At 69.4% G+C, this 13,425-nt stretch carries 16 protein-coding genes; 1 reads left to right on the forward strand and 15 read right to left on the reverse strand.

From position 1 onward, the window contains the following. Window positions 1-154: 154 nt before the first annotated feature. The 14 genes from E3O42_RS18060 to tilS all read right to left on the reverse strand — a co-directional run bounded on the left by E3O42_RS18060 (window position 155) and on the right by tilS (window position 12,309). On the reverse strand, window positions 155-307 hold the full coding sequence (locus E3O42_RS18060) for a hypothetical protein (protein WP_158253923.1): 153 nt from the start codon (window positions 305-307) through the stop codon (window positions 155-157). 5 nt (window positions 308-312) lie between these two features. After that, window positions 313-1,848 (reverse strand): lysine--tRNA ligase, encoded by a 1,536-nt coding sequence (gene lysS / locus E3O42_RS12690; RefSeq protein ID WP_134454292.1) that lies wholly within the window; start codon window positions 1,846-1,848, stop codon window positions 313-315. Window positions 1,849-1,905: 57 nt separating this feature from the next. Continuing rightward, window positions 1,906-2,781 (reverse strand): pantoate--beta-alanine ligase, encoded by an 876-nt coding sequence (gene panC, locus E3O42_RS12695; protein WP_420897880.1) that lies wholly within the window; start codon window positions 2,779-2,781, stop codon window positions 1,906-1,908. Between the two features lie 2 nt (window positions 2,782-2,783). Beyond that, window positions 2,784-3,551: a Rossmann-like and DUF2520 domain-containing protein gene (locus E3O42_RS12700; RefSeq protein ID WP_134454294.1), complete on the reverse strand. Its 768-nt coding sequence runs from the start codon at window positions 3,549-3,551 to the stop codon at window positions 2,784-2,786. Beyond that, window positions 3,548-5,206, reverse strand: coding sequence for a PH domain-containing protein (locus tag E3O42_RS12705; RefSeq protein WP_241984816.1), 1,659 nt, complete (start codon window positions 5,204-5,206; stop codon window positions 3,548-3,550). The genes E3O42_RS12700 and E3O42_RS12705 overlap by 4 nt, the downstream gene beginning before the upstream one ends. Then, window positions 5,203-5,736: a PH domain-containing protein gene (locus tag E3O42_RS12710; protein WP_241984817.1), complete on the reverse strand. Its 534-nt coding sequence runs from the start codon at window positions 5,734-5,736 to the stop codon at window positions 5,203-5,205. Before E3O42_RS12710 ends, E3O42_RS12705 begins: the two co-directional genes overlap by 4 nt. Continuing rightward, on the reverse strand, window positions 5,729-6,217 hold the full coding sequence (locus E3O42_RS12715) for a DUF3180 domain-containing protein (protein WP_134454297.1): 489 nt from the start codon (window positions 6,215-6,217) through the stop codon (window positions 5,729-5,731). The genes E3O42_RS12710 and E3O42_RS12715 overlap by 8 nt, the downstream gene beginning before the upstream one ends. After that, a complete protein-coding gene (gene folK / locus E3O42_RS12720) occupies window positions 6,214-6,861 on the reverse strand; it encodes a 2-amino-4-hydroxy-6-hydroxymethyldihydropteridine diphosphokinase (RefSeq protein ID WP_134454298.1) in 648 nt (215 codons plus the stop codon). The genes E3O42_RS12715 and folK overlap by 4 nt, the downstream gene beginning before the upstream one ends. Then, window positions 6,858-7,244: a dihydroneopterin aldolase gene (gene folB, locus E3O42_RS12725; RefSeq protein WP_134454299.1), complete on the reverse strand. Its 387-nt coding sequence runs from the start codon at window positions 7,242-7,244 to the stop codon at window positions 6,858-6,860. Before folB ends, folK begins: the two co-directional genes overlap by 4 nt. Next, window positions 7,241-8,047 (reverse strand): dihydropteroate synthase, encoded by an 807-nt coding sequence (folP, locus tag E3O42_RS12730; RefSeq protein WP_134454300.1) that lies wholly within the window; start codon window positions 8,045-8,047, stop codon window positions 7,241-7,243. The genes folB and folP overlap by 4 nt, the downstream gene beginning before the upstream one ends. Next, a complete protein-coding gene (folE, locus tag E3O42_RS12735) occupies window positions 8,044-8,622 on the reverse strand; it encodes a GTP cyclohydrolase I (RefSeq protein ID WP_174844265.1) in 579 nt (192 codons plus the stop codon). Before folE ends, folP begins: the two co-directional genes overlap by 4 nt. Window positions 8,623-8,632: 10 nt before the next feature. Beyond that, the gene (gene ftsH / locus E3O42_RS12740) at window positions 8,633-10,645 is read right to left on the reverse strand and encodes an ATP-dependent zinc metalloprotease FtsH (RefSeq protein ID WP_134454302.1); all 2,013 of its coding nucleotides are present in this window, start codon (window positions 10,643-10,645) and stop codon (window positions 8,633-8,635) included. An 85-nt stretch (window positions 10,646-10,730) separates the two neighbouring features. Beyond that, window positions 10,731-11,291, reverse strand: a complete 561-nt coding sequence (gene hpt / locus E3O42_RS12745; protein WP_104166060.1) for a hypoxanthine phosphoribosyltransferase — start codon at window positions 11,289-11,291, stop codon at window positions 10,731-10,733. Then, window positions 11,278-12,309 carry a tRNA lysidine(34) synthetase TilS gene (gene tilS, locus E3O42_RS12750; RefSeq protein WP_134454303.1) on the reverse strand — a complete coding sequence of 344 codons (1,032 nt, stop codon included), beginning with the start codon at window positions 12,307-12,309 and terminating at the stop codon, window positions 11,278-11,280. Before tilS ends, hpt begins: the two co-directional genes overlap by 14 nt. Before the next feature lie 45 nt (window positions 12,310-12,354). On the opposite strand from tilS, the gene E3O42_RS12755 reads away from it, so the two are divergent. Continuing rightward, complete coding sequence (locus E3O42_RS12755) at window positions 12,355-12,846, forward strand: inorganic diphosphatase (protein WP_066597972.1); 492 nt, start codon at window positions 12,355-12,357, stop codon at window positions 12,844-12,846. A gap of 79 nt (window positions 12,847-12,925) precedes the next feature. On the opposite strand, the gene E3O42_RS12760 is transcribed toward E3O42_RS12755, so the two are convergent. Then, window positions 12,926-13,425, reverse strand: a 500-nt coding sequence (locus E3O42_RS12760) for a C40 family peptidase (RefSeq protein WP_174844266.1), incomplete at its 5' end; no start/stop codon positions are given.

The following is a 13,425-nucleotide window of genomic DNA, read 5'->3' on the forward strand; positions in this document are numbered from 1 at the left end:
ACCGCCGGCCCCGACCCACCCTCGGACTCGAAACCCCAGCCAACCGGCTGGCCCAGCTGCTCAAAGCAGCACAAACCACCAGCGTTGCCTAGACCGCTTGACTTTGCCGCGGGTTTTGCGTGCTTTTCTCACGGTTCGCGATAGTGACCGGGGGTTACTTAGTGAGGATGCCGAAAATACCGGAACCGAGCAGGTACAGTCCGACGCCGCCCACCACGATCCAGATCATGATCCGGTTGGTCGACGGGCCCTTCTTCTTGCCGTCGTCGTCCGGCTTCAGCTCGTCCTTGGGCAGAAAAGTCATCATGCGAGTTACTTTACCAACGGGAACAGGATGGTCTCCCGGATACCGAGGCCGGTGAGGGCCATCAGCAACCGGTCGATGCCCATGCCCATGCCGCCGGTGGGCGGCATGCCGTGCTCGAGGGCCCGCAGGAACTCCTCGTCCAGGCGCATCGCCTCCGGGTCGCCGCCGGCGGCGAGCCGGGCCTGCTCCACGAAGCGTTCGCGCTGCACGACGGGGTCGACGAGCTCGGAGTAGCCGGTGGCCAGTTCGAAGCCGCGGATGTAGAGGTCCCACTTCTCCACGACGCCGTCGATGGAACGGTGGCCGCGCACCAGCGGGCTGGTGTCCACCGGGAAGTCGAGCACGAACGTGGGTCGCACCAGGTCGCCCTTGACGAAGTGCTCCCAGAGCTCCTCGACGTACTTGCCGTGGATGGGGTGGTCGACCTCGATGCCCTCTGCGGCGGCCAGTGCCTGCAGTTCGGCCAGCGGGGTGCTCGGGCTGAGGGTGCGGCCCACGGCGGCGGAGAGGCTGTCGTACATGCTGATGCGGTCCCATTGGCCGCCCAGATCGAATTCGGTGCCGTCGGCCCAGGTCACCACGTGCGAGCCGGCGATGGCCTGTGCCGCATCCTGGATGAGGGTCTGGGTGAGCTCGGCGATGGAGGTGTAGTCGCCGTAGGCCTCGTAGGCCTCGAGCATGGCGAATTCGGGCGAGTGGGTGGAGTCGGCGCCCTCGTTGCGGAAGTTGCGGTTGATCTCGTAGACCCTGTCGATGCCGCCGACGACGGCGCGCTTGAGGAACAGCTCCGGGGCGATGCGCAGGAACAGCTCGGTGTCGAAAGCGTTGCTGTGGGTGGAGAACGGCCGGGCGGAGGCGCCGCCGTGCATGGTCTGCAGCATCGGGGTCTCGATCTCGAGGAAACCGCGCGCGGTGAAGGTGGCGCGCAGGCTTGCGACGGCCTGGGAGCGCTGCACGACGGTGCGTCGGGCCTGCTCGCGGGCGATGAGGTCGAGGTAGCGGCTGCGCACCCTCGTCTCCTCGCTGAGCTCGGAGTGCAGGTTGGGCAGCGGCAGCAGGGCCTTCGCGGCGATCTGCCACTCGGTGACCATCACCGACAGTTCGCCGCGGCGGGAGGATATGACCTCACCGCCGACGAAGACGTGGTCGCCGAGGTCGACGAGGTCCTTCCAGGCGGCCAACGACTCGTCGCCGACGGCGGCGAGCGACACCATGGCCTGGATGCGGCTGCCGTCGCCGGACTGCAGGCTGGCGAAGCAGAGCTTGCCGGTGTTGCGCAGGTGCACGACGCGGCCGGCCAGGCCGACGGTGTCGCCGGTGGCGGCATCCGCTTCGAGCTCGCCGTACCGGGCGCGCACGGCCGGGATGGTGTGGGTGACGGGCACCGACACCGGGTAGGCGCCGCCGGCCGCGCTGGTCGCGGCCGCGTTCAGGCGGTCCCGCTTGGCCAGGCGCACGGCCTTCTGCTCGGTCATCTCGGCCAGTTCTGCCGCGGCCTGTGCGTCGTCGTCGCCGGGCACGGCGTCGGGGGTAGTGCTCATGCGGTTCTCCGTCGGTGGGCGTACACGGGCCAGGCCCGGCACCCCGTTGAAAAGCGGTTAGGGGATGTCCAGTGAAATGTTGTCGATCAACCGGGTGCTGCCGACCACCGCGGCGACCAGCATCCTGGCCTGGCCGCGGTAGTCGTCGTCGACCGGCAGGTAGGTGTGCGGATGCACGACAACCAGATAGTCCAGTTTAACCAGAGGCTGCGCGCCGATCACCGCGTGGGCGGCGACGATCGCGGGGGGAACCCCGGCGTGGGCAGCGGCCGCGGCCGCGGTCAGGCCCACCGACAGCGACCTGGCGGCGGTGCGGGCGGTCTCGTCGAGGTTGCGGTTGCGGCTCGACCGGGCCAGGCCGTTGTCTTCCCGCACCGTGGGCACGACCTCGATGTGCACCCGCAGGTTGAGATCGGCGACCATCCGCTCCACCAGGAAGACCTGCTGGGCGTCTTTCTGGCCGAAGACGGCGATGTCGGGTTCGACGATGTTGAGAAGCTTCGCGACGACGGTGAGCATGCCGTCGAAGTGGCCGGGCCTGGCGGCGCCCTCGTAGAGGCCGCCGACCGCGCCGGCGGTCAGTCGGGTCGACACGGCGCCGTCCGGGTACATCTCGCGGGCGTGCGGCGTGAAGACGAACGCGGCGCCCTCCTCGGCCAGCACCGCCACGTCGGCGTCGAGGGTTCGCGGGTAGGTGTCGAGGTCTTCGTTCACGCCGAACTGCAGCGGGTTGATGAAGATCGACACCACCACGATGTCGCCGACGGCGACGGCACGCCGCACGAGCTCCCGGTGGCCGGCGTGCAGGGCGCCCATGGTGGGCACGAGAACCACGTGGGCGTCGCCGCCCTTGGCTGCCGCGTTCTGCTTGGCAAGGCAGAGGCGGTTGCGCAGCTCGTCAATCGTGTCGACTACTTCTGGCTTGGTGAGCACGGTCACTGGTCCTCCGGGTCAAACGGGTACGGCGGGTCGAGCAGGTGGTTCGCCTGGCCTCGGTCGAGATCATCGAGCGGATGCCGAGCGCCGGTGCGGGTGAGGGCGTTCTCGATGGCCGAGCGCACCAGCGGCGCGATGACAGCGCCCGGGGCGTCGATGCCGATCTCGCTCAGCAGCCCGGTGGACTGCTCCACGATCGACGAAGAGAACGCGGTGGCGGTCTCGATGGCCTCGGCATAGACCTCCCGGTCGCCCTCGGCCACAATCACCGGTTCGCCCCCCATCTCCACAACAAGAGCCTGCGCGATCGGCAACACGGGGGCGGGGGCGGTCACGGCGAAGTAGCTGTCGGCCAGGCGGGCGATGTCCAGGCTGGTTCCCGTGAACACCATCGCGGGATGGATAGCAAGCGGGATCGCGCCGGCCCGCTGGGCGGGCAGGAGCACGTTGGTGCCGTACCGTGCGGAGGTGTGCAACACGAGTTGGCCGGGCTGCCAGGTGCCGGTCGCCGCGAGCCCGGTCACGAGGCTTTCCAGCTGGTCGTCCGGCACCGCGATGATCACCAGTTCGCTGCGCTCCACCACTTCGGGCACCGTGAGCACGGGAACGTTGGGCAGGAGCGCCTCCGCGCGGTCCCGGCTGGCCTGCGAGATCGCGGAGATACCAATCAGGGCATGACCGGCTCCGGCGAGGGCGGCGGCGAGGATGGGCCCGACGTGGCCGGCGCCGATGACGCCGATGCCCAGGCGTCCTGGACGCGGACTCATGAGGTCACCTCGGTCGCGGTGGGACCGACCGGGCTGGCGGGCCGCGGGGTCGGCGCGGGGCCCTGGCTGGTGCGGCTCCAGTGGTGGCTGGTGTCGGACTCCGCGGACGCGACGGCGCCGGCGGTGACGGTCTCCAGCAGGCGTGCGGCCTCACCGGCGTCGATCACGCCGAGGGTGGCGGTGACCGGACCGGTCACGGTGTGCAGCCTGGCGGTGGCCAGCCGGAGACGCCGGCGAACGGGTCCCTGGTTGATGCCGACGCTCTGCAGACGGGCCAGGGGCACAAGCAAGAGTTCCCTGGACAGCACGCCACGGCGCAGCAGCACGGCGCCGGCGGATACCGCGTAGCCGGTGCGGCGCCAGGAGAACGGCCGCAGCCAGGCTGCCCTGCGCGGCGCGTTGCGGAATCCATCGTCGCCGCCGCGGGAGGTGAGTCCGTGCTGGATCAGGACCCGCTGCTCGTCGAGCGCGAAGCCGGGCAAGATCAGTTCGAGGACCTTGGCCACGTCGGCCAGCGACCCGACCGGCAGCACGGTGGTCGCCGCCTGGCCGGCTGCGCCGTCGTTAGTGGAATGGCCGGCCTTGTTGATGCTGATCTGCCACCAGCCGAACGGCCGCCAGGCCAGCGGCTGGGTCACGCCGACGGCGTGGATGCGGCCGGGCGGCAGGGTCTCGTTGCTCGTGGTGAGCAGCCCGAAGCCCACCCGCACGCCGTCACTGGTGCCGGCGATGCTGTACCGCAGGGATTTGGTGAACCTGGAGACGTAGTACCCGACGCTGGCGATCAGGCCGGGGAAGATCGCGATCAGCAGCCATTCACTGCCGCCGACGATGACGCTCACGATGAGCGCGACGATGGCGACGAAGACGAAGACTGTGAAGCCGCTGAACACTATCGACCCGATCAGCCGCAGCACCGGGATCCGCACGACCGATTCCGGCGGGGCCGCGTCCGGGTCCAGTTCGGGTGCGAGGAATTCGCCCACCCGAGAGCTCGCGTAGTCGTTCATGGCCCGGCGGCGACCGGCGTGCGCGGCCGACTCCGATTCGGCGGGGATCGTTCCGGCGGGGAACAGGGTCGCCTCGCCGACCGGCAGCGGCGTCTCCGGAACGCTTTCGCCCGCGGCGGGCCGAGGCTGTCGAGCGCCGGAGGCCAGCTGCAGGATGTCGCGGCGCAGCCCATCGGCCAGCGCGGACCCGAGATAGGCAAGCTGCACGTTGGCATCCTGACCGGCAACGCTCACCTCGAGCTTGGCCGCACCGAAAAGCCTGGGTATGAGGGGGCGCACGATGTTCACGCCCTGGATCCGGTCGAGACGGGCCTGCCTGTGGCTGCGGAACAGGATGCCGCTGCGGACCTCCACGGACTCGTCGCTGACCCTGAAGGTGTGCATCCGCCAGGACACGGTGAACGCGATGAGGATGACAATGAGGATCGCGGCGGCGGCGAGCAGCGCCCAGCCCACTGCACCGCGTTCGTAGATCTCGTCGAGAGGGTCGCCGGACTGTCGCGGGATGCCGAAGACCACGTCGACGAAACGCTCGCGCAGGTTGGCGATGACAAAACCGAGCAGCGCGAAGACGAAGATGCCGCCGCGCAACACCGGGCTCGCGGGGTGCAGGCGGTGCCAGTCCCCGTCGGCGAGGGAAGTCACAACCCGGCCCGCCGGCTCTCGGCCAATTCCACGAGGCGGTCGCGGAGCGCATCCGCGTCGGCCTCGGCGAGGCCGGGGATCGCGACGCCGGAGGACGCCGCGGCCGTGACGAACTTGAGGTCGGCGAGGCCGAGCAGGCGCGCAACCGGTCCCCTGGTGATGTCGACCAGCTGCATGCGGCCGTACGGCACTGACACGAACCGCTGGTACATGATGCCGCGCCGGAAGAGCAGGTCATCGGCGCGCAATTGGTATCCGATCGAGCGCACCCTGCGAGGCTCGAAGGCCAGAGAGACCAGGGTGATCAGCGCAATCAGCCCGCCCGCCCAGGCGGCCCAGACCTGATCCAGCAGCAGCCAGAGCGCCCCGGCGGCGGCGCAGACGATGAGCAGGAACACGACGGTCCCCACGATCTCCACCATGACGTACTTCGGCGACACGCGCTTCCATTCGCCGGCCTCCGGCAGGTCGAGGCGGGCGCCGACGGGCGCCACAGACTCGGTGGGGTTGCTGCGGGGGTAATCAGGCACGGGCTGCTCCGCCATCGTTCGGTCCCCCATTGTCGTGATCGTGATCGTCCAGCGGCAGTGTGCAGAAGTGCTCCGCGACGAGACCGCCCGCGAGGAGGATCATGGCGCCAAGCGCCATCCCGATTGCGAGCCACAACGATGTTACCGCCGGGACCACCGACCGGGTGAGGATGAAGGTCACGATGCCCAGGCCCACGCCGAGCAGGAGCGCGCTGGAGAGGCTGGACGCCTTGGCGAGCAGGGCAATCCGCATCGCCAGGAACGGGTCGACGCGTTTCGTCGAGCGGCCCCTGGTGGCCTGGCGGATGGGCCAGGCCAGTGCGACGAGGATCACCGCGATCAGGATCAGGGCCAGGGGCAGGGTGAACGGAGGAACGATGATCGGAGCGCTCCAGGCCGTTGCCGCCAGTTCGACCAGGAACCCGACGACAAGCCCGGTCAGGCCCAGGGCGATCAGCGGGGTGGAGTGGGTGCGCTTCACGGGTGGCGGCCCTCCGCTCCGGCCTGGTCGTCGGGGAGGTTCTCCGGGGTGCCGGGTCGTGGCCGGCCCGGCGTGTCGTGCAGGGTCTCGGTGTGGGCGACCTCGGCGTGTGCGGGGTCGGTGCTCGCGGCCACCGGATGGGCTCGGGCGGTTCGCGCGGCGACGGCGAGCAGTTCGCGCACCCGCCCCCGGCCGGGCAGCTCGGCGTCCGGATCGATGTCCAGCCAGGGTGCCAGCACGAAGTCGCGTTCCGCCGCCCGCGGGTGCGGGAGGGTGAGCCTGTCGTCATCCAGACGAAGGTCACCCAGGCAGATCAGGTCGATGTCCAGGGTCCGATCGCCCCAGCGTTCCTCCCGAACCCGGCCGTGCTCAGTTTCGATGACATTGACGGCGTCGAGCAGGGCGTGGGGCTCGCCCGTCCAGAGCACGCTCACCACGAGGTTGAGATAGCCGGGCGCGGTGAGGTCCACCCCGTCGGGCTTCAGGGCGTCGGAGGCGTACACGGGTGAGATCGCGGTGAGCGTGGCCTCCGGCAGGTCGGCGATCGCGCGCACGGCGGCGGCCAGGGTGCCCTTCCTGTCACCGAGGTTGCTGCCCAGGGCGAGCACCGCGGTGCGCTCCGGCGCCGGCGCGCTCCCGGTCATGCGCGGCTCCGCTCGGTCTGCGCGCGCGTGCGTTCAATTTGAACCGACACATCCGCGAAGGGAATCTCGACGGGCGCCTGCGGCTTGTGCACCGTCACGAGCACCCGTTCGGCGGCGTCGTGCGCGAGCACCACGTCGGCGATGCGCTCGGCGAGGGTCTCGATGAGGTCAACGGGGTCACGGCGCACGGCGTCGGCGACTTCCACAGCGAGCTCGCCGTAGTGGATGGTGCGGGTCAGGTCGTCACCGGATGCCGCCGCCCGGAAATCCAGCCAGACCGTCACGTCGATGACGAACTCCTGTCCGTTTTCGCGTTCGAAATCGAAGACACCGTGGTGCGCGGTGATCCGCAGCCCGGTGAGGGTGATCGAGTCGGTGCTCATGACCCTATTCTGGCCGAATCGACCCGGGCCAGCACGTTGAGGGCGGTTCGGGTGCCGGACACGTCGTGCACGCGCACGGCCCAGGCGCCCGCCTGGGCAGCGAGCACACTCAGCACGGCGGTCGCCAGGTCCCGGTCGAGGATGACGGCGTCCTCCGGCAGCACCCCGGCCAGGAATCGCTTGCGGGAGGCACCGACCATGACGGGCAGGCCGAGCGGAGCGAAGGCGTCGAGGTGGGCGAACACCTGCCAGTTCTGCTCGGCGTCCTTGCTGAAACCGAGGCCGGGATCCAGCACGATCTGGCTGCGCGCCACCCCGGCGGCCTCGAGCACGGCCACCCGTTCGGTCAGCTCGGCGACCACGGTGGCGACCACGTCGTCGTAGTCGGCGAGGGTGTCCATGGTGCGGGCATGGCCGCGCCAGTGCATGGCGATGTAGGTGAGGCCGGTGCGGGCGACCACGGCCGCCATGCCGGGGTCGGCGAGACCGCCGGACACGTCGTTGATGATGTCGACCCCCGCGTCGGCCGCCCGCTCGGCGGTCTGGGAGTTGAGGGTGTCGACACTGGTCATGATGCCCAGCCGGCGCAGTTCGCTGATCACGGGCAGCACCCGGTCCTGTTCGACCTGGGGGGTCACCCTGTCGGCGCCGGGCCTGGTGGATTCCCCGCCGACGTCGATGAGGTCGGCGCCCGAGGCGTGCAGGTCCACGGCGTGCCGCACGGCCGCTTCGGTGCTCGCCCACCGGCCCCCGTCGCTGAACGAGTCCGGCGTGACGTTGAGCACACCCATCACCAGGGTCACCGCGCGACCTGCGTCCCGCCGATGAGGGCGATGATCTCCGATCGTGCGACGGGCAACGCCAGATCACCGCGGCTGGCCATGGTCACGGTGGAGCTGCGGGTCTGGCGGGGACCCCTGGTGGTCACGCACCCGTGGCTGGCATCGAGGACCACCAGGATCCCGCGCGGCGCCAGCCCGGTCTCGAGCGCGTCGGCGATCTCTTCGGTCAGCCGTTCCTGCAGCTGGGGCCTGGCGGCGAGGGTCGTCACGACGCTGGCCAGTTTGCCCAGGCCCACGATGCGCTCACCGGGCAGGTACGCCACGTGCGCCGTGCCGAGAAACGGCAGCAGGTGGTGTTCGCAGACGGAGCGGAACTCGATGTCGCGCAGCAGCACAAGCTCGCCGGTGCGGTCGCCGACCGGCATGGTGTCACGCAGGTGGTCGAGCGGGTCCTGGCCGAGTCCGGCGAAGAACTCGGCATAGGCCGACGCCACCCGCTGCGGGGTCGACGTGAGGCCGGTCCGGCCGGGATCCTCGCCGATGGCGGCGAGGATCTCCGCGACGGCCGCTTCGATGCGTGGCTGGTCGACTCCCACGAGCGCCGGTCTACGCGGTTGCTGGACGCGGTTTGCGTGCAGGGGCGCGCTTGGGCTTGTCGGCATCGGCGCCGCCGCTGCTGACGCCGCCGTCGACCGCAGCACCGTCGATGGGCGCCCTCGGCGCCGGCATCGCGATGGGGGGCAGGTCGGAAACCGGGCGCTTGTCGCTGGAGAGCCACTGCGGGCGCGGAGGCAACTTCTCCACCTCGGCGAAGATCTCCACCAGCGCGGTCTGGTCGAGCGTCTCGTGCTCGAGCAGCTTCGCGGCCAGGTCGTCCAGGATCGCCCGGTTGGCGTTGATCACCGTGTAGGCCTCATCGTGCGCGTTCTCGAGCAGCTGGCGCACCTCGGTGTCCACCCGCTCGGCGAGCCGCTCGGAGTAGTCCCGCTGGTGGCCCATGTCGCGGCCGAACATCATCTCGCCGGAGGCCGAACCGAGCTTGAGCGGCCCGACGTCCGAGCTCATACCGAACTCGGTGACCATCTTGCGGGCGGTGGCGGTGGCCTTCTCGATGTCGTTCGAGGCGCCGGTGGTGGGGTCGTGGAAGATGATCTCCTCGGCGACCCGGCCGCCCATGGCGTATGCGAGCTGGTCGAGAAGTTCGTTGCGGGACACCGAGTAACGGTCCTCGAGCGGCATCACCATGGTGTATCCCAGGGCACGGCCGCGGGGCAGGATGGTGATCTTGGTCACGGGGTCGGTGTTGCGCATGGCCGTGGCCACGAGCGCGTGCCCGCCCTCGTGGTACGCGGTGATGAGCTTCTCCTGATCGCGCATCACGCGGGTGCGTCGCTGTGGTCCGGCCATGACCCTGTCGACGGCTTCGTCGAGGGCGCGGTTGTCGATCAGCTGGGCGTTGGAGCGCGCGGTGAGCAGGGCGGCCTCGTTGAGCACGTTCGCCAGGTCGGCGCCAGTGAAGCCGGGCGTCTTGCGGGCGAGCACCTCGAGGTCGACTCCGGCGGCCATGGGCTTGCCCTTGGAGTGCACCTCGAGGATGCGCTTGCGGCCGAGCATGTCGGGCGCGTCGACGCCGATCTGACGGTCGAAGCGACCGGGGCGCAGCAGCGCCGGGTCGAGGATGTCGGGCCGGTTGGTGGCCGCGATGAGGATCACGTTTGTCTTGACGTCGAAGCCGTCCATCTCCACCAGGAGCTGGTTGAGGGTCTGCTCGCGCTCGTCGTGGCCGCCGCCCATGCCGGCGCCGCGGTGACGCCCGACGGCGTCGATCTCGTCGACGAAGATGATCGCCGGGGAGTTCTCCTTGGCCTGCTGGAACAGGTCGCGCACCCGGCTGGCGCCGACACCGACGAACATCTCGACGAAGTCGGAACCGGAGATCGAATAGAACGGCACGCCGGCCTCGCCGGCGACGGCGCGGGCCAGGAGAGTCTTACCGGTTCCGGGAGGGCCGTACAGCAGCACGCCCTTCGGGATCCGGGCGCCGACGGCCTGGAACTTGGCCGGTTCCTTGAGGAAGTCCTTGATCTCCTGAAGCTCTTCGATGGCTTCGTCGGCGCCGGCGACGTCGGTGAAGAAGACCTGCGGGGTCTCCTTGGAAACCAGTTTGGCCTTGGACTTGCCGAACTGCATGACCTTGTTGCCGCCGCCCTGCATACCGGAGAGCATCAGCCAGAAGAACGCACCGATCAACAGGACCGGCAGGAGGATGCCGAGCAGAGACAGGAACCAGCTGGACTGGGGGACCTCGTCGGTGAAGCCGTCCTTCGGGTCGGCGTCCGTTACGGCCGCGACGACCTCTTCGCCGCGGGGGGCGACGTAGTAGAACTGCACCTGCTCGCCGTAGGTCGAATCGGCCTTGCTGAGGGTGAGGTCGACTCGCTGTTCGCCGTCGACGATCTTCGCCTCTGACACCTTCCCGTTCTTCAGGAAATCCAGACCCTGCTGAGTGGAAATCTCGCGGAAGCCAGACATGGTGAGCAGACTCGACCCCACCCAGACGGCGATCACAGCCAGGATGATGTAGAGGAGCGGCCCGCGCAGAAGTTTCTTGACGTTCATGGTGGTCACAGGCTACCGCTCTCGTACTGGGGGAACACCGAGTGTTCGCCCAAAGGTGAACTGGAGGACGTCGTGCGCTGGGAGCCTACTCGCCGGTGGAGTAAACGTGTGGAGCCAGCACACCGACCGAGCGCAGGTTGCGGTACTTTTCGGCGTAGTCCAGGCCGTAGCCGACGACGAACTGGTTGGGGATGTCGAAGCCCAGGTACTTGACGTCGATCTCGACGCGGGCGGCGGCGGGCTTCCGCAGCAGGGCGCAGATCTCCAGCGACGCCGGGCCGCGGGACTTGAGGTTGGCCATCAGCCAGGACAGGGTGAGGCCGGAGTCGATGATGTCCTCGACGATGAGCACGTGGCGGCCGTGCAGGTCGGTGTCTAGGTCCTTGAGGATGCGCACGACGCCACTGGACTGGGTGCCTGAGCCGTAGGAGCTGACGGCCATCCAGTCCATCGTGACGGGGTGCACGAGTTCCCTGGCCAGGTCGGCCATCACCATGACCGCGCCCTTGAGCACGCCAACCAGGAGAAGGTCCTTGCCGGCGTAGTCCGCTTCGATCTGCCGCGACATCTCGGCCAGGCGAGCGCGAATCTCGGTCTCTTCGATCAGGATTTCGGTGAGGTCGCCGTCAATGTCACGAGGTTCCATGGGAGCGGAAGAGTCCTTTGTTTGGGGTGTGTCGAGGAGCTGAAAAAAGAAGCATCCCCCCCTGCCGTTCCACTCTAACGCCTGGCAGGTCGAGCGCATTCTGCCCGTGCCAGTGGGTGACGAGCCTGGCGACGGCCAAGGTGTGGCTGCGTTCCAACGCCACCCCGAACTCGCGGGCGACCACGTAGCGGATCATCCGCTGGCGAAGGGCCGCCGGGTGGGCGGCCAGAGCGTCGGCCGCCACGGCGACGCCTTCTTCGGCCGGTACGCAGATTTTGCCGACGAGTTCGGGCACCAGGGAGTCGAGGGCGACGGCGTCCTCCCGCAGCGTTGCGGCGGTGCGGGCCAGCGCCTCGGCGATGCCCGGACCGAGCTCGGCTTCGAGCACGGGCAGCACCCGCTGGCGCACCCGCACCCTGGCGTAGCGGGGGTCGGCGTTCTGCGGGTCCGACCAGGCCGGCAGGCCGGCATCCAGGCAGGCCTGCCGGGTCACGGCGCGACGGATGCCCAGCAGCGGCCTCCGGTACGGCCCGCTGACCGGTGCCATACCCTGCAGGCTCGTGGCCCCCGACCCGCGGGCCAGGCCCAGCAACACGGTCTCGGCCTGGTCGTCGAGGGTGTGACCGAGCAGCACCGCGACGGCGCCCGTTGCGGCCAGCGCCTGCTCGAACGCGGCGTACCTGGCGGTCCGCGCGGCAGCCTCCGGGCCGTCGCCGGCGGCTCCCGGCACCGTCACCGGCACGATCAGCACCGGATCCAGGCCGAGCTGCCTGGCCTGGCCGGCCGCTTCCGCGGCGGTGTCGGCTGAGCCGGCCTGCAGGCCGTGGTCCACGATCACGGCGCCGGCGGTGAGCCCGGCCCGCGGCGCCTCGAACGCCGTCGCGGCGGCCAGCGCCAGCGAATCCGCTCCCCCGCTCAGCCCGACCAGAACCAGGCCGGCATCCGGCAGCAGCTCGCGCACGGCGCGGCGCAGGTCGGCGATGGCCGGCGACAGTCGCGGGCGGCGGGTGGACTCCATCCAGTAACGTTATCCGCAGACTTCGAATAAGGGAGATACCAGGCCATGGCCGAATACGACGCAGTCATTGAAATCCCACGCGGTAGCCGCAACAAGTACGAGGTGGACCACGAAACCGGTCGGGTCTACCTCGACCGGGTGTTGTACACGAGCTTCGTGTACCCCACCGACTACGGGTTCTTCGAGAACACCCTGGGCCTGGACGGCGATCCCGTCGACGTTCTGGTGCTGCTCGATTTCCCGTTGTTCCCCGGCGTCGGCGTGTCCGTGCGCCCCGTCGGAGTGTTCAACATGACCGATGACGGCGGCTCAGACGCCAAGGTCATCGCGGTTCCGGCCGGCGACCCGCGCTGGGAGCACATCCAGGACGTGACCGACATCCCGGAGTACACCCGCAAGGAGATCGAGCACTTCTTCGAGCACTACAAGGACCTTGAGCCGAACAAATGGGTCAAGACCGAGGGCTGGGGTGACGCCGCCGAGGCCGACCAGATTGTGCGCGACGGCCTCAAGAAGCTCGTCGACGAAGGTCACTGACCGGCAGAGACTCGCTGAATCGACAGAAGCCGCTTCCCCTGGTGGGGAGCGGCTTCTGCTTTGAGCTGGTGCCTGACGGTCAGGACGGCCGGCCGACGTACGGCGCGACCTGGCCGGGCGACCAGATACTGTGCACCCGTACCGGCTTGCCCACGTCCGCCGCCTCGAGGACCTGTCCGCCGCCGACGTAGATGGCCACGTGATAGTAATTGCCCGGCGAGCCCCAGAACACGAGGTCGCCCACCTGCACCTGCGAGAACGAGACGAGCCTGCCCTGGCTGGCCATGGTGTTGTACTGGTTGGTGGCCGAGTGGGTGCCGATGTAGATGCCCGCGGCCGCGTACGCGGCCTTGGTCAGGCCGGAGCAGTCCCAGACGTCGGGACCGGAACCGCCGAGCTTGTATGCGTCCCCGAGCTGCGCGCGCGCGAAGGCGATGGCGGTGTCGACGGCTGACGCGTTGGGCGCGGCCGGGGCCGACACGATGGGCGCGGGCGCAGCGGGGCCGGAGGCCGGAGCACTCCCTGACCCGCCGGCAGCGGGCGCCGCCGGCGCCGCCGGGGCCGGAACAGCGGGAGCCG

Source organism: Cryobacterium adonitolivorans, assembly GCF_004402695.1.
In the GTDB taxonomy this organism is placed as follows: Bacteria; Actinomycetota; Actinomycetes; order Actinomycetales; family Microbacteriaceae; genus Cryobacterium; species Cryobacterium adonitolivorans.